This is a genomic window from Nocardia sp. NPDC050710 (assembly GCF_040654375.1).
Lineage (GTDB): Bacteria > Actinomycetota > Actinomycetes > Mycobacteriales > Mycobacteriaceae > Nocardia.
Map to the genome: position 1 here is coordinate 122,738 of NZ_JBFAHV010000019.1, position 23,647 is coordinate 146,384.

Consider the following 23,647-nt stretch of genomic DNA (forward strand, 5'->3'; position numbering starts at 1 on the left):
CTGCCGCCCGCAGGCGAGCTGGTGCTGCCGCGATCGCGGTCAGACGGTGGTGGCCACCAGCGATTGTTCGGGTGCGCCCGCGGTCGGCTCGCCGGAGGCCGGGTCCGGACCGCGCCTGCGCTGGCGCTGATATGCCCAGTGCAGTAGGCCGATTCCGGCCAGGCCCGCCGAGGCGCCCGCGATGCTGATCTCCCAGCCGGGTGGACGCCAGGTGAGGATCAGTTCGGCGTTGTCGGTGCCTGCCGGGATATCGACCGCGATGAAGGTTTTCGCGACCGTGGTGAATGGGATCTCATTGCCGTTCAGGGTGATTCGATGACCCGGCCAGCTGAGCCGGGACAGTACGACGCGGCCGCCGTTGGGCGAGGTGACGCGGGCGTTGCTCGTAAAACTGTTCTGCAACGTCGCTGTCGCCGCTACTCCCTCGGTGTCGGCGATGATTCCGTTGCGGGTGGAGAGCAGACCGTCGACGCGCTCCAGCACCCGGATGTAGCGTTCATGGCCCGGGTAATCCACCCAGTGCCAGCCCGCGGGCGCGGGATGGTCGCGCACATCGGGGTATTGGGCCCGGTGCAGCACCACCCGATCGACCTTCATGAGGTCGACAATCGTCCGGCCGGTGGATGATTCGGGGGCGAAGGCGCGGCGGAAGGCATCCGGGCAGGTGCTGCCGTCCCAAGCCATGCAGAGCAGGCCCGCGAAGGCGGCATGCCCGATGGGGGTGTAGCCGTTGACGTATTCGAGCCCGAGGTTCTTGGCGTAGTTGCCGATCGCCAATGATCCGTAGGCGCCGGCTAGGTTCTTGTCCTCCGGCAGCAACAGCGCGCGATCCGCGAGTTGCAGTGTGCGGCCGTTGAAGTCGGGGAAGGCCGCCGTCATCGCCGAACGACGCTCCGGGAAGTTATAGGACATCGGGGTCGTCGGCGCGGCCTGGACCTGGGTGAAGGCGATCGGGAACATCGCCACGATGATCAGCGCGCAGGCCACCGCGGTACCCCGGTGGCGGGCCAGCCACACCACCGCGGCCCCGAGTGCGCCGACCACCGCGACCGCGATCAGATGCCGGACGACGAGTTCGGGCGCCGCCGAGAACGAGCGTATGAACAGCAATCCGATCAATACCGCCGCGGCGATGGCGCGCCGCCGCGCGGATGCGAACATCCCGTATCGGCTGAGCAGCAGACATACCAGGACGAGCAGGGCGATGGCCAGCATCGGCAACACCCGGGCCGGCCAGCGCAGCGGACCGATCGCGCCGGGCCCCGCGGTCCACATCAGCATCGCCCCCGCGAAGATTCCCACACCGCTGAATTCACGCACCGAACGCCCGGCCGCCCGCCAGTCGATGAACGCTAGCGCCGGAATGAGGAACCACGCGATATAGACCATCGGCAGCGGCTGGACGTGCCCCCACCAGGCCGTGAACGCGGGCGTGGTGCTCGGCAGGCTGGCGTTGAGCGACTCCGACCACGGTACCGTCAGGAACGGATCGTTGTGGATCCGGGCATTGCCGCGCCAGGTCACCTGGGAGGACAGGATGCCGGGCAGGTTGGCGATCAATGCCGCGAGCACGGCGCAACCGGAGGCGAGCAGTAGTCGCAGCGTTGGAGCCCACCGGCGCTGATAGACGAATTCACCCGCGGCGACCGCGGCGATCATCAACCCGGATTCGACTGCGGGGAAAGCGTATTGGACGGTCAGCGCCAGATAGAGGAATACGAAGACCGGAATCGGGCCGCTGCGTCCGCGCGCGTAGAGCACCGCCGAGGCCCAGGCGTTCACCAGCCACGCGGTGGCGGTGTGCGAGGTCATCCAGCTGGCCTGGTCGAAGAACAGGAACCACCCGCTCAGTGGGAATCCGACGCCGGCTACCGCGGCCCATCGGGCGCGTGCGCCGTAGGCCAGGCAGATCCGGTAGACCCCGAGCCCGGCGATGATCGAGAAGATCAGCTTTACCACCGTCGCGTACACCGCGAGGTTGTCCATCGACGGCGCGAGCAGATGGATCAGCAGTTGGGGCGGGTTGTACAGCCCGGCCTCTTCCAGGGAGTAATTTCCCGCCATCCATTCCCAGGGCACCAGCGCGGGGAAGCGGCCTGCCCGCATCTCGTTTCCGAGCATCACCCACATGGGGGCGTACTGGGCCTCGGTGTCGTCGGTGTAATAGTGGCGAGCATCGGCCAGCAGGACTGCCAGATATCCGGCGACCACTCCGAATGCGGTGACCGCCCCCCAGATATATCTGTCTCGTCGCGATTCGATTGCCACGCTTGTGCTCACGAAGCCGGGAGCGTAGGCGAATCGGGTAATCAGGACAAGACCGGATGATTGCACGATGGTGAAACACTGCGCTGCGGCCCGGTGCGCCGGAACAGGCATGGGTGGACAGTGTGCCGCTGATCACCGTATTCGCGGAGGGCGCGCAGGCCCGCGGTCCCGACTGCCACTGACACCGGCTCGGCTCGCGCCGATATGGGAAAAGCGCTGCGCGGCATTATTGTTCGGATCTATCGTGGGTGTCGGTACGGCCGTCGCGTTCGGCATGTGGGTTCGCACCACACACCGGGGCGTCGGTGCCGAGCGCGGTCATCGATGCCGATGGGATGTCGACGCCGAGTCGTGCCGCATGCAGCGGACGTTCTCATGTCGTGCTCGGTGGCGGCGGATTCGGAATGCGACCGACCGGGTCACCGATCGCCGTCATACGTCACCCACTCGAGGGCAGTGCGGCCCCGGGCGTCGTCCATCGATGACCCGACCGCGGGGCCGCGGGTATTGCCGGAAGCCTGGAATCCGGCGCATTCGCCGCCACGCCGAGTCCCCATGCGCGCAACCGATTGGCAACTGGGCGATAAGCGTCACACCAGCGGTTATTGTGTACAACTGAGTTGCTCGCTACCGTTTTAGGTGGAGGTGCGACACATGACGCAGCGTGAGATGGCGCAGGGCGAGGAGCTCCAGCTCGACAAGCAGGTGTGCTTTGCGCTGTACGCCGCCTCCCGCGCGGTGACCCGGCTCTACCGACCGCTGCTCGACGAACTCGGCCTGACCTATCCGCAGTACCTGGTGATGCTGGTGCTGTGGGATCGGGGGGCGGTGGCGGTGAAGGATCTCGGCGCGGCCTTGGAATTGGATTCGGGCACCCTGTCGCCATTGCTCAAGCGGCTCGAGGCGAACGGCCTGCTGACCCGCAGCCGATCGATCGAGGACGAGCGTTCGGTGCAGGTGCAGCTCACCGCCGCCGGGACGGCACTGCGCGAGCGCGCCCGCGGCATCCCGCGACAGCTCGCCTGCGCGATCGGGTTGGAACCAGCCGATCTCGAGGAGTTCCGGGTGCAGCTGCGTGCGGTGACCGCCGTCATCGAGGATGCGCAGTTGACCCTGGACGACTCCCCGCTCTGTCACTGAAGCCGCGATGCTCGCGCCCGACTGAGACAGTCGTGGCTCGGCGATGTCCGCCTGCTAGCGTGCGAGTATGCAGGACAGTGTGACAGTTCGGATGGCCGCGCCCGCCCAGAAGATCTGGGAACTCGTCAGCGATATCACCAATACCGGGCGGTTCAGTCCCGAAACCTTCGATGCCGAATGGATCGGCGGGGCAACCGGACCCGCGGTCGGCGCGAAGTTCCGCGGGCACGTCAACCGCAACGGCTGGGGCCTGAAGTATTGGACGGTCTGTCGGGTCGTCGCCAGTGAGCCGGGCCGCGAATTCGCCTTCACCGTGCTCGGTCCCGGCGGGATCGACGTCAATACGTGGCGCTACCGCCTGGAGCCCGTCGAGGGCGGCACCGATGTCACCGAGTCGTTCGAGCTGGCCAGGATCCTGCCCCTGCGGCTGTACTGGATGATGGCCGGACGGATGCGTGGCAAGACGAATCGCGAGGGTATGCGCGAAACCCTGCACCGCATCAAGGCATTCGTCGAATAGCCCTCAGCAGGCCTGACGCGGGTCGGTGAGTCGGTGCGTCAGAAGGAAATCCATCATCCGGCGCTGCAATGCGAGTCCCGACGGTGACTGCATGAGCTGCCCGCCGCCGATGTGGTCCGGTCCGATGGGCGTGACGAATTGCGCCAGCTCACAGCCGCTTCCGGTGTAGTGCTCGATTGTCGAGGGAACCGGATCCGCGGTGGTGGTGACCGTCGTCGGGGTGTCGGCGAGGATGAGGTTGCCCGCCCGCCGATCGGCGCCGAGCCATTGCAGTATATTGGCGCGGCCGATCGGGTAGAGGCTGGTCTGATCGGCGAGGTCCTGGAGGAAGAAGGCCGGGACCGGGCGGGCCCGCGAGCCCATCGACGCGACGATGGTGGCGCCGGTGAGATCCACGCCGAGCGGCCGCAGGCTCATGCCGTGCGGTCCGCCCGCCATCGGGGCGATGGCGGCGTACAGATCCGGATACGTGGCCGCCATGACGGTGCTCATACCGCCGCCCGCCGAGTAGCCGCCGACGTAGACGCGGGCGCGGTCGATCCCGAACTCCTCGATCAGGGTTTCGGTGATGCCCGCGATGATCGAGGGCTCACCGGCTTCGCGCTCCTGGTCGGCGGGGTCGAACCAGTTCCAGCACCAGCGCTCGTTGGCTTCCCCGGTCTGGATCGGATACGCGAGGACGAAACCCAGCTCGTCGGCGATCCTGGTCAGCGAGAAGCGGTTATCGGCCAGTTGCGCCTCGGGGTCGGTGCAGCCGTGCAGGTAGATCATCAGGGGTTTACCCGCCGTGTCACCCGGCGGTACGTGCAGGTAGTAGCTGCGGGTGCCCGCCGCATTGGTGTAGCCGCGCTGGGTGATATCGGCCGCGTGCGCGCGCGGACCGCCGAGCGCGGTCAGGCCCGAGGCCATCAGCAATACGGCGACCATGGCCGCCAGCCGATTCCGAGAGATGACGCGCTCGATCAACTGCACTCCCCACACGAAACTCGCGACTTGCACCTCAGAGGCTAACCCCGGCTATAGCCGATTCGGTGACCGCCATCGCGGGCTGCTGGAATCTGCGAGTTCGATCCGCAGCGGCGTGCCGTCCCATCCGCTGCTGCCGCGCACCCGGCGCAGGTCATCGACACGCCGAACCCGACGAGGGGCGTGCGGTCACACGGGTACATTCCAGAAGCTCACTGGTGTGGGGTGACCGCACGATTCCGGAAGCCGTGCGGAGGTCGCCTCGGCAAGGATCGCAATAGTCGCAGCCCGCGACTCACGACGGCGGATAAGGACGGACCGTGGCAACTGCGGTGATCGGTGTGGTGGGTGTGTGTTTTCTGGTGATGGGGCTGTACGGGCTCGTGGCCCCGGCGGCGCTGGCCCGGCCGTTCGGCATCCCGATCGAGACGCCGGAGAGCCGGTCGGAGATCCGGGCGGTCTATGGCGGTTTCGGTGTCGCAATCGCCGGGCTGCTCGCGGCGGCCGCATTCGATGTCGGCGGGATCCGGACGGGGGCGGTGATCGCGGTCGCGGCGGCGTTGGCCGGGATGGCATTCGGCCGGGTGGTGTCGCGGATGGTCGATCGGGCCGTGCCGTTCTATCCCATCTGGTTCTACTTCGGCATCGAACTCGTGGCCGCCGGATTGCTTTGGGCCGCCGCCTGATTCGGGTACAGCGCGCGCACGGTCTGCCCCGGTTCCCGACCTGCCTCATCCGGCCTGTCCTCGCCGCGACGCCGCCGGGGCCGATCGAATAGCCGTGCGCTGACACGCGGGGCCGATCGTGCTGTGCGTTGGTGGAGCGCCGGTGTCGTCGCGACCTCACGGTTCCGTATGACCAGCTCGCGTGGCCGGGCGGAGAGCTGGATCGCCGCGCGCCATCGATAGCCGTGAATTTGCGCGAATGTCAACGTCGTTGACGCCGCCATACGGTCGAGACGGCGCTCCGGCGGATATCGATCACACCCGCCACGGCTGCGTAACCCCCCTTTACGGACATCTGTCCAGTTCAGCGCCGGTATCGACCCGAACCGCGACGCGGACATGTGATCGTTTACACCCGGACCGTGTTGGTAGCATGGCCTTTCTAGCCGACCGGATGCGGGCGCCGCCCCCGGATGCACCTCGAAAGAGTCTCTTCATGCAGTTTGAAATCGTCGAGCGGGACGAAACGTGGGTGGCCGGGCTACCGGTGCGCAGCCCGAAACGTGCGCTCGGGGAGCTGCGTGACCGCGACCTCGAGGCGGCTTGGGCCGCGGTGCTACATCAGGAGCTCGGCGGTCCGCTGGCCAGTGCGTATACCGACTACAGCGGTGAACTCGGCACCTATAACACTCAGATCGTCGGATATCAGTGCGCCTCCTTCGGGGATGTCACCCGCGGCCATCTGGTCGCGCGACTGCGGGGTGGCACCTATGCCCGGTTCTCTTCGGTCGGTAACTTTCCGCAGGTGATGACCGACCTGTGGACGCAGATCGCGTATGCCGAGGAGCACAACCAGATCAAGCGCACCTACACGGGCGATTTCGAGTGTTATCCGCACGCCTACAAGATCGATCTCTACCTGGCGGTCGATCCGCGATGACCTATGCGATCGTCGTCCGCAACGAAGCGATCTACGGCGGGCTGGTTGTCCCGCGGGTGCGTCCGAGCTTCAAGGTCAGCAATAGCGATCTGATCGAGTTCCTCAAGGATCGACTGCGCGATCGGGCGGAAGTCAACCAGCCCATGTACACGGTGTATGTGCCGGATCCGGCCGGGAACTACAACGCGATGGTCTGCTTCGAGTACGCGGCCGCCGAGGCGGTTCCGGTCGGCGACATCCTGGTTCGGGTGCCCAAGGGGGTCTACGCCAGGTTCGCGCCGAACGGCGACTATCACGACCCGGTCGAGGATGTCTGGGCGCAGGTCGACGATGCGACCGCCTCGGCCGAGATAACCCGTGCGTACCGTGAAGAAATCGAGATCTGGCGGGGGCCGGAGTCCGTCGAACTCTTCATCTCCATCCTGGTCTAATTGCCAGCAAATAGCTGCGAAGGAACCAACTGGTCTCCACGCTGTTGTGGGGGCTTGATGTGATCGGTCTGACCTGCAGGAATTTCCGGTCCGTCACTTTGTTTCCGGGAGATTAGCCGGACGTCTGGTCAATTCCTGTCGGATGGCGGATACTGCCCTAGGCAATCTTGCTCCGCATGCGGGTGGTGGGGTGGGTTCGCTGGATGGGGCTTGACAACCGTGCGTGGGTGCGGAGCTACGGAGTAGGAATACCAATGACTGTCGAAGCGATTGCAGTCGTTCCGGATGATTCCCTCGTCGGGGGGATCCTGCGATACCGGGACCGGCAATCCGGGTGCACATTCTTTGTGGCCGCCCCCGCTGCTCAGCCGGCACTGTGGGAGCGGTATCTGCATGGTGCGCTGGATGTTTATCGCCACTTCGAGGTGGAATCCGCACTGGAGTTCGACCGGATCAGGGACGGCCGTTCGACCGCACTGTTCTTTCTCGGTTTCGACCCCTCCGGCGCGGCCGTGGCCGGCGTGCGCATGCAGGGCAGATACGCCGACGTCGATCAGGTGCACGGGGTGACCGATTGGGCCGGGCATCCGGGCGCCGACGATCTGCGACGAATGGTCGCCGACCGCGTTCCCGACGGTGTGATCGAGGCCAAAGGCGCCTGGGTTGCGCGCGATTCGGAGCATCGCTCGGAGTTGAGCGCCGCGATATCCCGCACCGTGCTGCACGCCGCGCGGCTACTCGACGCCCGCTACGGTTTCGCCACCGTCGCCACCTTCACGGTCGCGCGGCACCGGGCCAGCGGAGCCGTGATCGCCGAACACATCCCGGCGGCGCCGTATCCGGACGAGCGCTACCGCACTGTCCCGATCTGGTGGGATATTCGGGCATATCAGGCAATTGCCGACCCATTGCAATATCGCCGGATTCGTGCCGAACAGCACGAACTCGGGCTGGCGGACCTCCCCACCGCGGATGTGCGCGGCGCCGCCGGGCCGGAACCGGAGGGTCGGCTCAAACATGGGCGGTGACCAGCGCCGGGTGGCGGAATATCGGCCGCTGATCCTCGACGAGGCCGATCCGGAAGACGCCCGAACTCTCGCCGAATTGCGCGCGCGGCCGCACACCGAATGCTCCGATCTCCGAGGGCTGCTGCGTACCGAGTTCGACCGGATAAAGGCAGGCGAGATTTCCGCGCAGGCGGCGGAATCGGATCGGTGGATCTACTACCCATGGCGTCGCGCCCTGGTCGGGCTGCCGGGGCCGCATATTTTCCGCAGCGTCCGGCTGGACCGTAATCGCAACAAGCTGACGCGGGCGGAACAGGATCGTTTGCGTGAGTTGACGATCGGTGTCGTCGGACAGAGCGCGGGACACGCCGTCGCCTATCTGCTTGCGCTGGAGGGCATCGGGGGCAGGCTTCGACTGGCAGACCTGGACGACATCGAGCTGTCGAATCTGAATCGGGTGCCGGGCACGGTCTTCGATATCGGCGTGAACAAGGCGGTCGTCACGGCACGCAAGATTGCCGAACTCGATCCCTATCTGCCGGTGGAAATCTTCGAAACGGGTGTCGACGCCGATTCGGTCGACGAGTTCCTCGCCGGACTATCGATTGTTGTCGAGGAATGTGATTCGCTCGATATCAAACTCGAGATCCGCGAGGCCGCGGGCAGGCATGCGATACCGCTGCTGATGGAGACCAGCGACCGCGGTCTGCTCGATGTGGAGCGCTTCGACCTGGAGCCGGACCGGCCGCCGTTCCACGGTCTGCTCGGCGCACTGCGCGCGGCGGATCTGCGCGGCCTGTCGCCGCAGGAGAAGGCGCCGTTCGTGGTGCGATTGTTCGGCGCGAAGGCGCTGTCGGCGCGGTTGGCCGCCAGTATGGTCGAGGTCGGCGAGACGGTGACGAGCTGGCCGCAGCTCGGTAGCGACGTAATGCACGGCGCGGCAAGCGTTGTCGCGGCCGCGCGGCGGATCGGGCTCGGCCTCGAGCTACCGTCCGGCCGGATCCGCATCGATATGGACCGACACCTCGACGAACTGGCCGAGCCCGCTCCGGTCGGCGAGCTGATCTGGGAAGACGAGCCGGAGCCCGTCCCCGCCACCGACGCGATCGGCAAGATCCTGGAGGCCGCGCAGCGCGCACCATCCGGCGGCAACACCCAGCCCTGGCGACTGCGGGCCGACGCCGAGGTGATTCGGGTCGAGCTCGCACCGGAGCACTCGTCCGCGATCGATATCGGCTATCGCGGCAGTGCGGTCGCGCTGGGTGCGGCGCTGTACAACGCGCGGGCGGCCGCCGCCGCATCCGGCCTGCTCGGCGCCCACGAGTTCATCGAGCCCGCGGACCGCTCCACCCCGTTGGAGGGAGTGCTGCGGCTGGGCGAAGCCGCCGATCCCGGGCCTGCCGCCGACTATCCGGCCGTGCTCACCAGGGAAACCAACCGTGGCCTCGGCAGCGGCGCTCCGCTGGCGTCCGGCGCCGTGCCGTCACTGGCCGCGGTGGCCGCCGCATCGGGCGCCCGGCTGTACGCACTCACCGATCCCGGTGCCATGGCCAGGGCCGCCGATCTACTCGGTGAATCCGATCGGGTGCGGTACCTGACGCCACGGCTGCACGCCGAGATGATGCAGGAGGTCCGCTGGCCCGAGGACGATCCGGATGTCGGCATCGATGCGCGCAGCTTGGAATTGACGCCGCAGGAATGGGCCGGGCTGGAAATCGGGCGCCGGGCCGATGTGATGGCGCACGTGCGGTCGTGGGACGGCGGTGTGGCGCTGCGCGGCTATACCCGGGACCGGGTGGTGTCCGCCTCGGCACTCGTCGCGGTGACCTTCGCCGCGACGGAATCCGGACTCACCGGATACGCCCGAGCGGGAGAGGCGGTGCAGCGAGTGTGGCTCGAGGCCCAACGGCTAGGTTTGGCGGTCCAGCCGATCTCGCCGATCTTCCTTTATGCGCAACGTTCTAGCGAACTGGCCGCGATTTCCCCGGACTACACGGATACACTAGCGTCACTTCAGAGCCGTTTCCTGAACCTACTGGGAGTGCCCGGGCATGAGATCATGGCATTGGTTCTGCGCCTGAGCTACACGGCCGCCGCGACGGTGCGAAGCAGGCGGCGTCCGGTGCCGGGCGTGGACACCCGTAGCTAGCGCGATCGGAGACAAGGTGCCTCGGCGGACACTCGACTCACTGGTGACCCAGGTCGCCTCCGAGCTGATGGGTGTGGACGCCACGACCATGGTCGCGGCAACCGAGCGAGTGCTCGCGCAACTGGTCGAATACTTCGACGTCGACTTCAGCTACGTCCGTCATACCGACCGCGAGCGCCGGGCGACGGTGCTGGTCGCGGAGTGGCCGCACCGCCAGCAGGTGCCCGACCCCGACCCGCTCGGCATCATCTATTTCGACAACGCCGACGCCGTGTTCCGCGCGCTCGAACACGCGACCGAGCCCATGGTGGCCCGACCGACGCCGGAGTTCGCCGACTATCAGGAGACGGTCCGGCGCGGCTCCGGTATTCCACAGGTGACCTCGGCCGCGGTACCGCTGCTATCGCGGGGCGAATCGACCGGTGCGCTGGGTTTCGTCAAGGCGGGCGATCGCGAGTGGAGCAACCGGGAACTCAACGTGCTCAAGGCTATCGCCGCGCTTTTCGCCCAGCTACAGGCGCGCGTGGTCGCCGAGGAACGGTTGCGCTACATCGCCCTGCACGACGACCTCACCGGACTGGCCAACCGGCGCGCGTTGCTGGAGCACATGGAGGAACGACTGCGATCCGGCGCCCCGGGCCCGGTGGCGGCGTTCTTCCTGGATCTGGATCGGCTCAAGGCGCTCAACGATTTTCTGGGGCATACCGCGGGCGACAATTTCATCCGCACCCTGTCCTCGCGACTGCTCGAACACCTCGATCCGAACGACATGATCGCGCGCCTGGGTGGGGACGAGTTCGTCATCGTGCCCGCCAAGCCGATGGACGCGGTCGCCGCCGAATACGAAGCGACCCGGATCCAGCAGCTGATCGGGCGGCGGGTGACGGTCGGCGGTGAATCGGTGAGCCGTGGCGCCAGTGTCGGTGTGGCGGTGGGTATTCCGGGTGACACCACGGTCGCCGACGTGCTGCGTCGCGCCGATCACGCCCTGCTGTCGGCCAAATCCGGGGGCGGAAACGGCGTCGCGGTCTTCACCGACGCGATGCGCGCCCAGTTCGAGCTACAGGACGATGTCGAACTGAATCTGCGTGGCGCGGTCTCCGACGGCTCCCTGCTGCTGCACTATCAGCCCGAGGTCGACCTGCGCACCGGCCGAATCGTCGCGCTGGAGGCGCTGGTCCGCTGGATGCATCCGACCCGGGGCCTGCTACCCCCGGCCGCCTTCGTCACCGTCGCCGAGGCCACCAACCTCGCGGGTGAGCTCGGCCGCTGGGTGATCCGGTCGGCGTGCGCCCAGTTCGCGGAATGGCGTCGTCGCGGGCTGGCGGGCAATGTGGTCATGCGGATCAATGTGTCACCGGTTCAGTTGGTCAGCCTCGACTTCGTCGAACGCATCGAGGACATTCTGCGGTTGTTCGGAATCGACGGCAGCTCGGTCTGTTTGGAGATCACCGAACATGTGGTCGTCCAGGATCTGGCGCGGACCCAGGTCACGCTGCGCGGGCTCAAGCGGATGGGCGTGCAGATCGCCATCGATGACTTCGGCACCGGCTACAGTTCGCTCTCCCATCTCAAGGCCCTCCCGGTCGACGCGGTGAAGATCGATCGCGGCTTCGTCCAGCGCCTCGGGGCCAGCACCGACGATCTCGCGATCGTGAAATCGATCATCAGTCTGGCCGGTTCCTTCGGTCTCGGGGTGGTCGGCGAGGGCGTCGAGACCGCCGTCGCCGCGCGCACCCTGGTCGGCCTGGGTTGCTATCGGGCGCAGGGCTTCCTGATCGCCCGGCCGATGCCCTCCGACGAGGTGGAGGCGCATCTGGCCCTCGGCCGGATCCCGCTGGACCTGGATCTGCCCCGGGTCGGTCGCAGCCAGACCATGCACTGAGGCCATGCCCGGCTACGACTGGCTATTGATCGAGACGCTGCGCGCTTCCGAGGAACCCACACTCGTCGCCGATGGGATTCGCCTGCGCGACTGGGGGAGTCCGGTGCGGGCGCGCCGTGAACTCGGACCTGCCGCACCGCGGCACATCGCCGAGGTGGTCCGCCGGTGTCGGGAGGCAGGGGTGATCGAGAGTCACCGGGATGCGGGTCTTGTCGTGGTCGGGATTCCGGTGCGCTGCGCGTTCGACGAGGTCCACGGGGTACAGGTGTGGGCCGGGCCGCCGACCGAGCGGCCACCGGCCCGGCCGGCGGTCGCGGCCTGGGATTGGGAAGCCGATACCGAATTGGCCTATCACGGACCGGGTCTGGAGGAACTGGTGTTCGCACGCGCGCCCGAGGAGGTGCGGGTGGTCCGGACACCGCCGGAGGCATTCGGCGCGATGGTGCGCTTCGACGGACGCGTCGAATACTTCGAGATGGTCGGCACCATGGACGGTCGCTACCAGGGCGATGTCGACATGATCGGCGATGACGGCCGGGTGCGCAATTTCCAGATGGTGACGCGGGCGGATCCGCGGGACCGCAGGATACGGGCCTTGATGCATCTGATTCCGGATCCCGCGCTGGTCCGGCCCGATGTGGATATGGAGATGATGCGGGCGGTCTCGCAGCATGCGGTGGAGGGCGTCGGATTCGTCGGGCTGGTCTCCGGTGTCATTTACGAATGGCCACGCGTACCGCCGCCACCGCTGCATCGCTGGGCTGTCGAACGTCCCCAGTTGCATCCCGACGACCGGGTCGTCTTCCGTGCCGCGTGCGACGAGCTGGCGGCCGTCGCGGATTCGGACGGCCACGTGGTGAGCAGACATTTGCGTATCCGGGTGCGCTTCGCGGATACGGATTGGATCGCCGTGCGCGCGGAGCTGCTGCCGATGGCCAAGGAGAGCGGGCACGGGATCCTGCGGGTTTCCCCGGCCACCTGAGTTCGCCGCGCCGCGCCCGTGCTGCGGCTTGGCCCGTTCTTTCACTGCTGTTCACGCTCCGTTGAGCGGTACGGTCCCCGCGGTAACCCGATCCGCTGGACGATCGGCGGGGTGCGCATCGTGCAGCTTGCGAACTTCTACGGTCCGCGGTCCGGTGGGCTGCGCACCGCACTGCATCATCTGGGCGAGGGGTATGTGGCGGCCGGGCACGAAGTGGTGCTGATCGTGCCGGGACCACGCCGCAACGAGGAACTGCTGCCGACCGGGGCGGTGCGAATCACCTTGCCCGCCTTGGCTATTCCCTGGACTGGCGGGTATCGCGCGGCGGATCCACGGCGAGTCGCCGATGTACTGGCGGGTCTGCGGCCCGATGTCCTAGAGGTCTCCGACCGGCTGACCCTGCGCGGATTCGGTCGCTGGGCGCGACGGCGCGATGTGGCGAGCGTGATGATCTCGCATGAACGGCTGGATCGGTTGCTCGGCCAGGTCCTGCCGGGCCCCGCCGCCCGCCGCTGCGCCGACATCGCCAACCGCCGCACCGCCGACGACTACGACATCGTGGTCTGCACAACGGAATTCGCGCGCGCGGAATTCCTCCGCATCGGTGCGCCGAATGTCGAACTGGTCCCGCTGGGGGTGGACCTGGAACTGTTCAGCCCGCGCCGCCGGGACCGGCGACTACGCGCGGACCTGGGCGTGCCCGGACACCCGCTGCTGGTGCACTGCGGTCGGCTCTCGGTGGAGAAGCGAGTGGATCGCAGCATCGAAGCGGTCGGCGAATTGCGCAAGGCCGGGGTGCAGGCGCGGCTGGTCGTCGCGGGCGATGGGCCGCGTCGCGAGGCGCTGGAGCGGCGGGCGCGTACCCTGCCCGCGCTCTCCAGCGGCATGCCCGCCGTACACTTCACCGGCTTCATCACCGAACGCGCCATGGTTGCGAAACTCCTTGCCACCGCGGATGTTTCACTCGCACCCGGCCCTCACGAAACCTTCGGCCTCGCCGCGCTGGAAGCCCTGGCCGCAGGCACCCCCGTCGTCGCCAGCCGTTCCTCGGCCCTCGCCGATATCGTCACCGCCGAATGCGGCGCCGTCGCCGCCGACCGCCCCTCCGCCTTCGCCCAGGCGGTAACCGACGTCCTGGCCCTCCCCGCCGCGCGCCGTCGCAAGGCCGCCCGCATCCGCGCGGAACAGTTCACCTGGCCGCGCGCGGTGGAAGGGATGCTCGCGGTGTTGGGGAGATAGGGGTCACGACCGGCCTGTACGGACATTGTTCCCACATTCGGACTGGTTCCTGCTCGGTGTGGCCGACAGTGTCAACCCAGGCCGGGTCCGACCTTGACCGAACGGCCGGGTGTCCCGAGTACCCTGCGGGAACTGGGCTACTCGAGATGGGATCCGCAGTGCGAGGTTTGAGGCGCGGGGGCGTGGGGCGACGGAGTGTGCGCGGGGCAAAGGTATTGATGACGGGTGCGGCCAGTGGGATCGGGCGGGCGACCGCGTTGGCCGCGGCCGATGCGGGGGCGCTGCTCGTACTCACCGATATCGATGCCGACGGGCTCGAGGACACCGCGGAGATGATCCGGGAGGCGGGGGGCACCGTCCTCGCCGCGCGGGCGCTCGATATCACCGATTACGACGCCGTCACCTCCTTCACCGCCGATGTGCACGCCGAGCACGACAGTCTCGATATCGTCATGAATATCGCGGGTGCCTCCACTTGGGGCACCGTCGAGAATCTGGAGCATCGGCACTGGCGCCGCATGGTGGACGTGAACCTGATGGGCCCCATCCATGTCATCGAGAACTTCGTGCCGCCGATGATTCGGGCGGGTCGCGGCGGCGCGCTGGTGAATGTGTCCTCGGCGGCCGGGCTGCTCGCGCTGCCCTGGCACGCGGCCTACAGCGCGGGTAAGTACGGTATTCGCGGCGTCTCGGAGGTGTTGCGGTTCGAGTTGGAGCGCCACGGAATCTCGGTGCATCTGGTGGTGCCGGGTGCGGTGAACACGCCGCTCGTGCGGAGCTTCGAACTGGTCGGGGTGGACAAGGAGGATCCGCGGGTGCGCAGGCTCACCGCGGCGTTCACCAAACACGCGGCGGCGCCGGAACAGGTGGCGGCCGCGATTCTGCGTGGCGTCGAACGCAATCGGTTCCTCGTCTACACCTCGTTCGATATTCGCGTCGGCCATTGGTGGGCCCGCAAATTCGCGTTCCCTTACGAGTTCGTCGTGCGCCGCATGGGCGATCGGTTCAACAGACTGCTGGCTTCGACGGGCAATTGAGATGGGTGTCGAGCACCCGCGCACCGGGCCCTTCGACGCCGAGCCGATCGTGCTCGTTCACCAGTTTGCAGCTGCCCAGTGACAGGCAGCCGCAGCCGATGCAGCCGGTGAGGTTGTCGCGCAAGCGAATCAACTGATTGATGCGGTCGTCGAGATCGGTCCGCCAGGTAGTGGACAGCGTCTCCCAGTCGCGTCGGGTCGGGGTGCGGCCCTCCGGCAGTTTGTCCAGTGCGGCCCGAATCTCGCTGAGCGGTATGCCGACTCGCTGCGAGATGCGGATGAATGCGACCCGCCGCAGCGTTTCCCGCGCGTAGCGGCGTTGGTTTCCACTGGTGCGGCGACTCGTGATGAGTCCTTCGCGTTCGTAGAAGTGCAACGCGGAGACTGCTACTCCGCTACGCTCGGACAGCTGCCCGGGGGTCAGTTCCTTAGCTCGCCAATCGGCTGTCGACATGCACGCTCCTCCATTCACCTAAACAATACTTTAGGTTAGGGTGTGCTGGGGTGAGAATCGGACACCCCGGGTATTCGAGGGCCGAATTCCGTGCTCTTATGCGATTCGCGAACTACGGTCGGACCATGGGAGCAGATGCTGTGCCCGGGGGACGTGGACAGGATCCGCATATGAGCGGGCCGGATGGTACCGACGACCCGCGCCTCGGGGTGAGCTCCGAGGTCGGAGCCCTGCGTGCGGTGCTCCTACACCGGCCCGGTGACGAGTTGCGCAGGCTGACCCCGCGCAATAACGACCAACTGCTGTTCGACGGCATCCCGTGGGTGGAGCGGGCCCAGCAGGAACACGACACCTTCGCGGAGGTATTGCGCGAACGCGGAGTCGAGGTGCTGCTGCTGGCGGACCTGCTCGCGGAGACCCTCGCGGTCAGCGGCGCCGCGCGCATCCAGGGCATCTCGGCCGGGGTGGATGCGCGCAGGCTCGGGCATGCGCTGGCCGACGAACTCGCCGCATTCCTGCGCGGCGTACCCGCCAGGGATCTGGCCGACATCCTGATGGCGGGGATGACCTTCGACGAGCTGCCGTTCGGCCCGGATGCCGCCTCGCTGGTGCGCCGGATGCACCACGGCGCGGATTTCGTCATCGATCCGCTGCCCAATCTGTTGTTCACCAGGGACTCGTCGTTCTGGGTCGGGCCGAGGGTGGCGATCACCTCGTTGGCGTTGCCCGCCCGGATGCGGGAAACCTCGCTGACCGATCTGATCTACGCGTTCCATCCGCGCTTCCTCGGGGTGCGCCGCGCCTACGAATCGCATACCGCGCCCATCGAGGGCGGCGATGTGCTGTTACTCGGACCCGGTGTGGTGGCGGTCGGCGTCGGCGAGCGCACCAGTCCGGCCGGCGCGGAAGCCTTGGCGCGCAGCCTCTTCGACGACGATCTGGCGCATACCGTGCTGGTGGTGCCGATCGCGCAGAATCGCGCGACCATGCATCTGGATACGGTCTGCACGATGGTCGACACCGATGCGGTGGTGATGTATTCCGCTGTGCGAGACTCATTGTGCGCGTTTACAATTCGACGTGAAGACGACTACGGCGGACGCAACGGATCGACACGGGGCGGTGGTGGCGTGACCATGCGGGGACCCGACCCGTTCCTGCCCGCCGCCGCCGAGGCGATGGGGATCGGCAAACTGCGGGTGATCGATACCGGACTCGACGGCGTCACCGCCGAACGTGAACAGTGGGACGACGGCAACAACACCCTGGCGCTGGCGCCCGGGGTGGTCGTCGCCTACGAACGCAACGAGATGACCAATGCGCGGCTGGTGGACGCGGGCATCGAGGTGCTGCCGATTCCGGGGTCGGAACTGGGATCCGGCCGCGGCGGACCGCGCTGCCTATCCTGTCCGCTCGCCCGGGATGACGTGTGAGCGCGCCATGTTCCTGGTCACGATCAATCACGATGCTTCGGTGCCGCCCTACGAGCAGTTGCGCCTCGGCATCATCGCGCGGGTGCAGGCGGGCGAATTGACCGCGGGTACCAAGATCCCGACCGTGCGGGCGCTGGCGGCCGAACTCGGTCTCGCACCGAATACGGTGGCCCGGGCCTATCGCGAGCTGGAGGCCGACGGTGTGCTGGAAACCCGGGGCAGACAGGGCTCGTTCATCGCCTCCTCGGGCGACCCGACCCGGGACTCGGCCGGGCGCGCGGCGACCGACTATGTGGCGGCCATCCGGCGACTCGGGTTGGATAACGAAACCGCGCTGCGCTATGTCAGATCCGCACTCGAATCCGGATGACGGCGTGTCAGCGCCAGCTCGGCAACCACAGGTGGTCGTGCCAGTTGCCCGGTGTGATGGGCAACGCCGTGAGGATCGGCCACAGCCAGATGAAGTTGGCGATCACCAGGCCCAGATAGAGGCAGACCGCGAGCAGCCCGAGGCTGTGCCGCTCGCTCGGCAGCGCCGGCAGGAAAGTGTCCGTCGCGCGTCGTGGCATCGCGAAATTCCGGGCCGGTCCGAGAATATCGCCGAGCACCAGCGCGACGGCCATCACCAGGAACGGGGCCAGCGGGACCGCGTAGAAGTAGTACATCTGCCGGTCCAGGGTGAGGAACCAGGGCAGTAGGCCCGCGCCGTATCCGGTCAGCACCGCGGCATAGCGCCAATCGCGTTTGACCACGCTGCGCCACAGTGCCCAGCCGAGTATCGGGAGGGCCAGCCACCAGATCGCGGGCGTACCGATCAGCATCACGGCCTTGATGCATTGGGATTGGCCGCAGCCCTGCACATTGGTGTCGGCGTAGTAGTAGAGCATCGGCCGCAGTCCCATCGGCCAGGTCCACGGCTTCGACTCCCACGGGTGTTGATTGCCCGCGGAGTTGGTCAGTCCCTCATGGAAATTGAGCGATTCGCCGCTGTAGAACCAGAGCGAGCGCAGCGCATCGGGCAGGAACGACCAGACGCCGCCGGTACCGACCTGATTGCCGACCGCGTACCGGTACACCCCGGTCTCGCTGGCGAACCAGGCCCAATAGGTCGCGAGATACACCCCGAGCGGAATCAGCACCAGTGCGTAGAGCGCCGGGCCCACATCGCGCAGCGCCGTCCCGAACCAGGGCCTGCGCACGTGGTACGCGCGTCGCGCCGAGAGGTCGAAAAAGACGCTGAGCAGACCGAACGCGACAATGAAGTAGATGCCGGACCATTTGGTGCCGCAGGTCAATCCGAGCAGCACGCCGGCACCGAATCGCCACCAGCGCACACCTAGTCGAGGTCCCCACGGGGTGACGCCGACGCGGCCCTCGGCGTCGGCCCGCGCCATTCGTAATCGCACCTCGTCGCGGTCGACGATCAGACAGCCGAAGGCCGCGGTGACGAACAGCGCCATGAAGATATCGAGCATGCCGATGCGCGAGGAGACGAAGGTGAGTCCGTCAGCGATGAGCAGGATGCCCGCGATCGCGCCGATCAGCGTCGAGCGCGCCATGCGCCGCACGATCCGGATCACCAGCAGCACCAGCACGGTGCCCGCCAGCGCGGCGGTGAAACGCCAGCCCCAGCCGTTGTATCCGAATATCGCCTCGCCGAGGGCGATCAGCTGCTTGCCGACCGGCGGATGCACCACCAGTCCGTATCCGGGATTGTCTTCGACGCCGCCGCCGGTCAGCATCTGCCAGCCCTGCGGCGCGTAATGCTTCTCGTCGAATACCGGGGTGCGCGCGTCGGTCGGATAGTCCAGCATGGTGAACCGCGTAACCGCCGCGATCGCGGTCAGGAATGCGGTGACCAGCCAGCCCCGCAGGGTATCGGTCGGCCCGAAATCGGGGGACGGTCGCACCGGCGCGGGACTCGACCACGAAGGCACGGTCCCGAACGGTGCGGTCGCGCGGGAGGTCACCTGGGTCACGCCCCGATCGTATGCGGTCCCCGGCCGCGGTACGCGCATCGGTGAGCGCGCCGTCCTCGGAATCACACTCGCTCCCGAGCGGCTGCCGCGCCCTGGCACGGCCGATCGCGGCACGGTGACGGCCGCTTCCGACGGCGCCTATTAGGCTGCGTGTCGGATCCGGCGATTGCCGGGCGATGTGGTCTAGGCGGGGAGTGCGGTGGCGGACGAATCGGCAGCGATGAACCGGGGCACGGGCGGCAGGCTGGTGCTGGCGGCGACGCCGATGGGCGACATCGGTGACGCCTCGCAACGGCTGCGCGACGCGCTGGCCACCGCCGATATCGTCGCCGCCGAGGACACCCGGCGCACCCGAGCGCTGGCCAAGGCGCTCGACGTGGAGATCACCGGTCGCGTGGTCAGCTTCTACGACCATGTGGAGACCGCGCGGATCCCGGCGCTGCTCGGTGATATCGCGGGCGGACGCACCGTGCTGCTGGTGACCGATGCGGGCATGCCTTCGGTCAGTGACCCCGGCTACCGCATGGTCGCCGCCTGCGTCGAGCGCGAGTTGCCGGTGACCTGCCTGCCCGGTCCTTCCGCCGTGACCACCGCGCTGGCCCTGTCCGGGCTCCCGGTCGAGCGGTTCTGCTTCGACGGTTTCCCGCCCCGCAAATCCGGCGCACGCCGCGAATGGCTGCGGACCCTGACCACCGAGCCGCGGGCCTGCGTCTTCTTCGAGGCCCCGCACCGACTGGCCGAATGCCTCGCCGACGCGGTCCAGGTGCTCGGACCGGATCGGCGTGTCGCGGTCTGCCGCGAACTCACCAAAACCTACGAGGAGGTCGTGCGCGGCACCCTCGCCGAACTCGCGGCCTGGGCGGTGGACGGGGCCCGCGGCGAGATCACGGTCGTGCTCGAGGGCGCACGGCCCGAATCCGCCGACCCCGCCGACCTGGTCGCGGAGGTCGAGACCCTCACCGCGAGCGGTATGCGGCTCAAGGACGCGTGCGGCGAGGTGGCGGGTATGGCGGGTGTCTCCCGGCGCGAACTGTACGACGCCGTGCTCGCCGCCCGCGCCGCCGACTAGTTTCCGGCTGTTGTGCCCCGGTGGCGAGTGTCACACCGCCGGGTGGCGCGGGCACGGCGGATGATCGGTGCATGACCTCTTTGGAGAGCAAAGCCAAGTCGTTTCTCGAGTTGCACCGTCCCGGAGATCCGGCCGTGCTGCCCACGGTGTGGGACGCGTGGTCGGCGAACCTCGCGGTGGCGGCCGGGTTTTCGGCCCTGACCCTGGGCAGCCATCCGGTCGCGGATTCGGTGGGTCGCGAGGACGGCGAAGGGATGACCTTCCTCGAACTGCTGACCCGGGTCCGGCAGATCACCGGCGCCGTCGAGGTGCCGGTTTCGGTCGATATCGAATCCGGGTACGGGCTCGAGCCCGCCCAGCTCATCGAAGGGCTGCTGGAAGCGGGCGCGGTCGGGCTGAATATCGAGGACACGGTGCACAGTGAGGGTAAGCGGCTGCGCACGGCCGAGGAGCACGCGGACTTCGTCCGAGGTCTGCGCGAATTCGCCGACGCGGCCGGGGTGCATGTGGTCGTCAACGCCCGCACCGATCTGTTCCTGCGCCAGGACGGCGACGAGGCCGACCGCGTCGACCGAGCCATCGCGCGGCTGAGGCTGGCGGCCGAGGCGGGCGCGGATGTGCTCTACCCCGTCGGTCGCCACTCGGATGCCGATATGCGCCGACTCACCGCCGAACTGCCGCTGCCGGTCAATGCCATCGGGCTCCCGGACAAGTCCGATAAGGCCGTGCTCGCCGACCAGGGCGTGGCCCGGATCAGCTTCGGACCCTATCTCCAGTTCGCCCTCGCGGAGGAGGCCAACCGGCTGCTCGACCGCTGGAAGTAACGCCCGCCGAATGCTCCACCCGGTGCGGTTCGCCCGGGTGGAGCATTCGTCGTCCTTACGCTTCCTTGGGCTCCACATACCGTGGATAGACCGGCTCCGGGGCGGGCAGCGGCACGCCGGGGACCAGGCGGGTCGCGATATCGGCGAAGGTGCGGTTCTGCTGGGCGAGCAGATCCAGGATCTTCGCCGCCGAGCCGGGCACCACCGGCTGCACCAGGATCGCGACGATACGCACCACCTCGAGGGTCACGTACAGCACGGTCGCCATGCGCGCCAGATCCGCCTCGGTACCCGCCTTGCGCAGCGCCCACGGCTGCTGCGCGGAGAAGTACTTGTTCGTCTCACCCAGCGTCAGCCAGATCGCCTCCAGCGCCAGATGCATTTGCTGCGTGTCGAATTCGGCGCGGCAGCGCTCGAGCAGGGCATCGGCGCGCTCGAGCAGCGCGCGGTCCTCGGCGGTGAACTCGCCGGGGGTCGGCACCTGGGCGTCGCAGTTCTTGTTCACCATGGTGAGGCTGCGCTGCACCAGATTGCCGAACTCATTGGCGAGGTCGGCGTTGATCCGGCCGACGATGGCCTCGTGGCTGTAGCTGCCGTCCTGCCCGTAGGAGATCTCGCGCAGCAGGAAGAAGCGCACCGCGTCCAAGCCGTACTCGTCGACCAGTGCGAGCGGGTCGACCACATTGCCGACCGACTTCGACATCTTCTCGCCCTTGTTGTACAGGAACCCGTGCACGAATACGCGTTTCGGCAATTCCACGCCGGCCGACATCAGGAACGCGGGCCAGTACACGGTGTGGAATCGGGTGATGTCCTTGCCGATGATGTGCAGATCGGCGGGCCAGAACCGCTGGAACGCGGCGGATCCGGTATCGGGGAAGCCGACGCCGGTGATGTAGTTGGTGAGCGCGTCCACCCAGACGTACATCACGTGATCGGGGTGGCCGGGCACCGGCACGCCCCAGTCGAAGGTGGTGCGCGAGATGGACAGATCCTTCAGCCCGGCCTTGACGTAGCTGACGATCTCGTTGCGACGCGTTGCGGGCGAGATGAATTCGGGATGCTCGTCGTAGAGGGCGAGCAGCTTGTCCTGATACTCCGACAGCTTGAAGAAGTAGTTGGACTCCTCGGTCCACTCGACCGGTGTCCTGGTGTCGGTGGAGATGCGGGTGCCGTCCTCGAGGAGTGTGGTCTCCTCGTCGGTGTAGAAGGCCTCGTCGCGCACCGAGTACCAGCCGGAGTAGTTGCCGAGGTAGATGTCGCCGTTGGCGAGCATCCGCTCCCAGATGGCCACGCTCGCGGTCTGATGGTCCGCGTCGGTGGTGCGGATGAAGCGGTCGAAGCTGATGTCGAGCGCCTTGTCCAATGCCTCGAACACGTCCGAGTTGCGCGCCGCCAGCTCCTCGACGGGCACACCCTCGGCGACCGCGGTCTGCTGCATCTTCTGGCCGTGCTCGTCGGTGCCGGTCATGAAGAACACGTCGTATCCGTCGAGCCGCTTGAACCGGGCGATGGCATCCGCCGAGATGTACTCGTAGGCATGCCCGATATGCGGCGCACCGTTGGGATAGGCGATGGCCGTGGTCACGTAGAAGGCGGGGCGGTCGGCTGCACTCATGGTGTGTCTACTGTAATGCGCGTGCTCTCAGTCGCTCGATCGAATATCCCCGTAGCCGCAGGAGTCCACCGGTGAACAGTAAGCGTCCCGCGCCGGATTCGCCGGAACCGCTTGCGCCGCTGGTCGATGCGCATACGCACCTGGACGCGTGCGGCGCCACCGACGCGGATTCGGTTGCCGTGATGGTGGACCGGGCCGCGTCCGCCGGGGTCGGCGCCGTGGTCACCGTCGCCGACGATCTGGCCGCCGCGCGGTGGGCCGTACAAGCCGCCCGGTGGGACCCGCGGGTCTACGCGGCGGTCGCGCTGCATCCGACCCGCGCCGATGCCCTGGACGACGCGGCCAAGGCCGAACTGGAACGGCTGGCCGCCGACCCGCGCGTCGTGGCGGTCGGTGAGACCGGACTGGACTACTACTGGCCGGGCAAGTTGGAGGGCTGCGCCGATATCGAGACGCAGGTCGAGGGATTCCGCTGGCATATCGATCTGGCGAAACGGCTGCGCAAGCCGCTGATGATCCACAACCGCGAGGCCGATCACGATCTGCTCACGGTGCTGCTGGATGAGGGCGCGCCATCGACGGTGATCTTCCATTGCTTCTCCTCGGACACGAATATGGCGCTGTCATGTGTGGCCGAGGGCTACATTCTCAGCTTCTCCGGAACGGTCAGTTTCAAGAACGCCCACGAATTGCGCGAGGCCGCCCAGGTGGTGCCGGACGATCAGATCCTGGTGGAAACCGACGCGCCCTATCTCACGCCGCATCCGTTCCGTGGCGCGCCGAACGAGCCGTATTGCCTGCCGTACACCGTGCGCGCGCTGGCCGAATTGCGTGAACAGGATCCGTTCGAGCTGGCGGAGATCACTACGGCCAATGCCCGGCGCGTCTACGGCATCCGTAGCGATATGCAATACCCGCAAGGGGACTGAACCCGCGAAATGTGTTTTAGGTCACTATGCTGACCCCGTTTCGTGATTCACCTGCGATGTCTATATCGCTTCGTGATATCGAAAGCTGCTGTTCCCGTAGCTACGCTTGTCG

Annotated in this window: 20 protein-coding genes and 1 pseudogene; 16 read left to right on the forward strand and 5 right to left on the reverse strand. The window is 67.2% G+C overall.

Annotation, left to right across the window (positions count from 1 at the left end):
• Nucleotides 1–39: 39 nt before the first annotated feature.
• Complete coding sequence (locus AB0H61_RS27515; protein WP_357310004.1) at nucleotides 40–2,280, reverse strand: hypothetical protein; 2,241 nt, start codon at nucleotides 2,278–2,280, stop codon at nucleotides 40–42.
• 642 nt (nucleotides 2,281–2,922) lie between these two features.
• On the opposite strand from AB0H61_RS27515, the gene AB0H61_RS27520 reads away from it, so the two are divergent.
• Together AB0H61_RS27520 and AB0H61_RS27525 are read left to right on the forward strand one after the other, a co-directional pair.
• The gene (locus AB0H61_RS27520; RefSeq protein ID WP_357310006.1) at nucleotides 2,923–3,408 is read left to right on the forward strand and encodes a MarR family transcriptional regulator; all 486 of its coding nucleotides are present in this window, start codon (nucleotides 2,923–2,925) and stop codon (nucleotides 3,406–3,408) included.
• Between the two features lie 67 nt (nucleotides 3,409–3,475).
• Nucleotides 3,476–3,928, forward strand: coding sequence for an SRPBCC family protein (locus AB0H61_RS27525; protein ID WP_357310008.1), 453 nt, complete (start codon nucleotides 3,476–3,478; stop codon nucleotides 3,926–3,928).
• Nucleotides 3,929–3,931: 3 nt separating this feature from the next.
• Here AB0H61_RS27525 and AB0H61_RS27530 read toward each other — a convergent pair whose 3' ends face one another.
• Nucleotides 3,932–4,900 carry a PHB depolymerase family esterase gene (locus tag AB0H61_RS27530; protein ID WP_357310010.1) on the reverse strand — a complete coding sequence of 323 codons (969 nt, stop codon included), beginning with the start codon at nucleotides 4,898–4,900 and terminating at the stop codon, nucleotides 3,932–3,934.
• A gap of 314 nt (nucleotides 4,901–5,214) precedes the next feature.
• Between AB0H61_RS27530 and AB0H61_RS27535 the strand changes: the two genes are divergently transcribed.
• The 9 genes from AB0H61_RS27535 to AB0H61_RS27575 all read left to right on the forward strand — a co-directional run bounded on the left by AB0H61_RS27535 (nucleotide 5,215) and on the right by AB0H61_RS27575 (nucleotide 15,229).
• Nucleotides 5,215–5,580 carry a DUF4345 family protein gene (locus AB0H61_RS27535; RefSeq protein WP_357310012.1) on the forward strand — a complete coding sequence of 122 codons (366 nt, stop codon included), beginning with the start codon at nucleotides 5,215–5,217 and terminating at the stop codon, nucleotides 5,578–5,580.
• Nucleotides 5,581–6,055: 475 nt separating this feature from the next.
• Nucleotides 6,056–6,499: a GyrI-like domain-containing protein gene (locus tag AB0H61_RS27540; protein WP_357310014.1), complete on the forward strand. Its 444-nt coding sequence runs from the start codon at nucleotides 6,056–6,058 to the stop codon at nucleotides 6,497–6,499.
• A complete protein-coding gene (locus AB0H61_RS27545) occupies nucleotides 6,496–6,930 on the forward strand; it encodes a GyrI-like domain-containing protein (protein ID WP_357310016.1) in 435 nt (144 codons plus the stop codon). Before AB0H61_RS27540 ends, AB0H61_RS27545 begins: the two co-directional genes overlap by 4 nt.
• A 254-nt stretch (nucleotides 6,931–7,184) precedes the next feature.
• Nucleotides 7,185–7,958: a hypothetical protein gene (locus tag AB0H61_RS27550; RefSeq protein WP_357310018.1), complete on the forward strand. Its 774-nt coding sequence runs from the start codon at nucleotides 7,185–7,187 to the stop codon at nucleotides 7,956–7,958.
• The gene (locus AB0H61_RS27555; RefSeq protein ID WP_357310021.1) at nucleotides 7,948–10,086 is read left to right on the forward strand and encodes an Rv1355c family protein; all 2,139 of its coding nucleotides are present in this window, start codon (nucleotides 7,948–7,950) and stop codon (nucleotides 10,084–10,086) included. Before AB0H61_RS27550 ends, AB0H61_RS27555 begins: the two co-directional genes overlap by 11 nt.
• Before the next feature lie 67 nt (nucleotides 10,087–10,153).
• Entirely contained in the window at nucleotides 10,154–11,971 is a 1,818-nt protein-coding gene (locus AB0H61_RS27560) for an EAL domain-containing protein (protein ID WP_357310131.1), read from the forward strand.
• Nucleotides 11,972–11,975: 4 nt separating this feature from the next.
• Nucleotides 11,976–12,953 (forward strand): GAF domain-containing protein, encoded by a 978-nt coding sequence (locus tag AB0H61_RS27565; protein WP_357310023.1) that lies wholly within the window; start codon nucleotides 11,976–11,978, stop codon nucleotides 12,951–12,953.
• 111 nt (nucleotides 12,954–13,064) lie between these two features.
• On the forward strand, nucleotides 13,065–14,192 hold the full coding sequence (locus AB0H61_RS27570; RefSeq protein WP_357310026.1) for a glycosyltransferase: 1,128 nt from the start codon (nucleotides 13,065–13,067) through the stop codon (nucleotides 14,190–14,192).
• A 182-nt stretch (nucleotides 14,193–14,374) separates the two neighbouring features.
• Nucleotides 14,375–15,229: an SDR family oxidoreductase gene (locus tag AB0H61_RS27575; RefSeq protein WP_357310027.1), complete on the forward strand. Its 855-nt coding sequence runs from the start codon at nucleotides 14,375–14,377 to the stop codon at nucleotides 15,227–15,229.
• On the opposite strand, the gene soxR is transcribed toward AB0H61_RS27575, so the two are convergent.
• Nucleotides 15,198–15,683, reverse strand: a complete 486-nt coding sequence (gene soxR, locus AB0H61_RS27580; RefSeq protein ID WP_357310029.1) for a redox-sensitive transcriptional activator SoxR — start codon at nucleotides 15,681–15,683, stop codon at nucleotides 15,198–15,200. The two genes, AB0H61_RS27575 and soxR, sit on opposite strands and share 32 nt — an antisense overlap.
• Nucleotides 15,684–15,853: 170 nt before the next feature.
• Here soxR and arcA point away from each other — a divergent pair, with 170 nt between their 5' ends.
• Both arcA and AB0H61_RS27590 read left to right on the forward strand, forming a co-directional pair.
• Nucleotides 15,854–17,116 carry an arginine deiminase gene (gene arcA / locus AB0H61_RS27585; protein WP_357310032.1) on the forward strand — a complete coding sequence of 421 codons (1,263 nt, stop codon included), beginning with the start codon at nucleotides 15,854–15,856 and terminating at the stop codon, nucleotides 17,114–17,116.
• A gap of 7 nt (nucleotides 17,117–17,123) precedes the next feature.
• Nucleotides 17,124–17,486, forward strand: coding sequence for a GntR family transcriptional regulator (locus AB0H61_RS27590; RefSeq protein ID WP_357310134.1), 363 nt, complete (start codon nucleotides 17,124–17,126; stop codon nucleotides 17,484–17,486).
• A gap of 7 nt (nucleotides 17,487–17,493) precedes the next feature.
• Here AB0H61_RS27590 and AB0H61_RS27595 read toward each other — a convergent pair whose 3' ends face one another.
• On the reverse strand, nucleotides 17,494–19,095 hold the full coding sequence (locus AB0H61_RS27595) for a phospholipid carrier-dependent glycosyltransferase (protein ID WP_357310034.1): 1,602 nt from the start codon (nucleotides 19,093–19,095) through the stop codon (nucleotides 17,494–17,496).
• 220 nt (nucleotides 19,096–19,315) lie between these two features.
• Between AB0H61_RS27595 and rsmI the strand changes: the two genes are divergently transcribed.
• Complete coding sequence (gene rsmI / locus AB0H61_RS27600; protein ID WP_357310136.1) at nucleotides 19,316–20,164, forward strand: 16S rRNA (cytidine(1402)-2'-O)-methyltransferase; 849 nt, start codon at nucleotides 19,316–19,318, stop codon at nucleotides 20,162–20,164.
• Nucleotides 20,165–20,235: 71 nt separating this feature from the next.
• Nucleotides 20,236–20,988, forward strand: coding sequence for an isocitrate lyase/phosphoenolpyruvate mutase family protein (locus AB0H61_RS27605; protein WP_357310036.1), 753 nt, complete (start codon nucleotides 20,236–20,238; stop codon nucleotides 20,986–20,988).
• A gap of 55 nt (nucleotides 20,989–21,043) precedes the next feature.
• On the opposite strand, the pseudogene metG reads toward AB0H61_RS27605, so the two are convergent.
• Nucleotides 21,044–22,609 (reverse strand): annotated as a pseudogene (metG, locus tag AB0H61_RS27610) (methionine--tRNA ligase); the annotation flags it as partial.
• 68 nt (nucleotides 22,610–22,677) lie between these two features.
• On the opposite strand from metG, the gene AB0H61_RS27615 reads away from it, so the two are divergent.
• Nucleotides 22,678–23,535, forward strand: coding sequence for a TatD family hydrolase (locus tag AB0H61_RS27615; protein WP_357310038.1), 858 nt, complete (start codon nucleotides 22,678–22,680; stop codon nucleotides 23,533–23,535).
• Nucleotides 23,536–23,647: the final 112 nt, after the last annotated feature.

Bases quoted from the DNA above. Each gene is read 5' to 3' on its own strand.
- AB0H61_RS27560 (WP_357310131.1), top strand. From the start codon at position 10,154: ATGGGTGTGGACGCCACGACCATGGTCGCGGCAACCGAGCGAGTGCTC.
- AB0H61_RS27550 (WP_357310018.1), top strand. From the start codon at position 7,185: ATGACTGTCGAAGCGATTGCAGTCGTTCCGGATGATTCCCTCGTCGGG.
- AB0H61_RS27555 (WP_357310021.1), top strand. From the start codon at position 7,948: ATGGGCGGTGACCAGCGCCGGGTGGCGGAATATCGGCCGCTGATCCTC.
- soxR (WP_357310029.1), bottom strand. From the start codon at position 15,683: ATGTCGACAGCCGATTGGCGAGCTAAGGAACTGACCCCCGGGCAGCTG.
- AB0H61_RS27545 (WP_357310016.1), top strand. From the start codon at position 6,496: ATGACCTATGCGATCGTCGTCCGCAACGAAGCGATCTACGGCGGGCTG.
- AB0H61_RS27540 (WP_357310014.1), top strand. From the start codon at position 6,056: ATGCAGTTTGAAATCGTCGAGCGGGACGAAACGTGGGTGGCCGGGCTA.
- AB0H61_RS27590 (WP_357310134.1), top strand. From the start codon at position 17,124: ATGTTCCTGGTCACGATCAATCACGATGCTTCGGTGCCGCCCTACGAG.
- AB0H61_RS27565 (WP_357310023.1), top strand. From the start codon at position 11,976: ATGCCCGGCTACGACTGGCTATTGATCGAGACGCTGCGCGCTTCCGAG.
- arcA (WP_357310032.1), top strand. From the start codon at position 15,854: ATGAGCGGGCCGGATGGTACCGACGACCCGCGCCTCGGGGTGAGCTCC.
- AB0H61_RS27520 (WP_357310006.1), top strand. From the start codon at position 2,923: ATGACGCAGCGTGAGATGGCGCAGGGCGAGGAGCTCCAGCTCGACAAG.
- AB0H61_RS27605 (WP_357310036.1), top strand. From the start codon at position 20,236: ATGACCTCTTTGGAGAGCAAAGCCAAGTCGTTTCTCGAGTTGCACCGT.
- rsmI (WP_357310136.1), top strand. From the start codon at position 19,316: ATGAACCGGGGCACGGGCGGCAGGCTGGTGCTGGCGGCGACGCCGATG.
- AB0H61_RS27525 (WP_357310008.1), top strand. From the start codon at position 3,476: ATGCAGGACAGTGTGACAGTTCGGATGGCCGCGCCCGCCCAGAAGATC.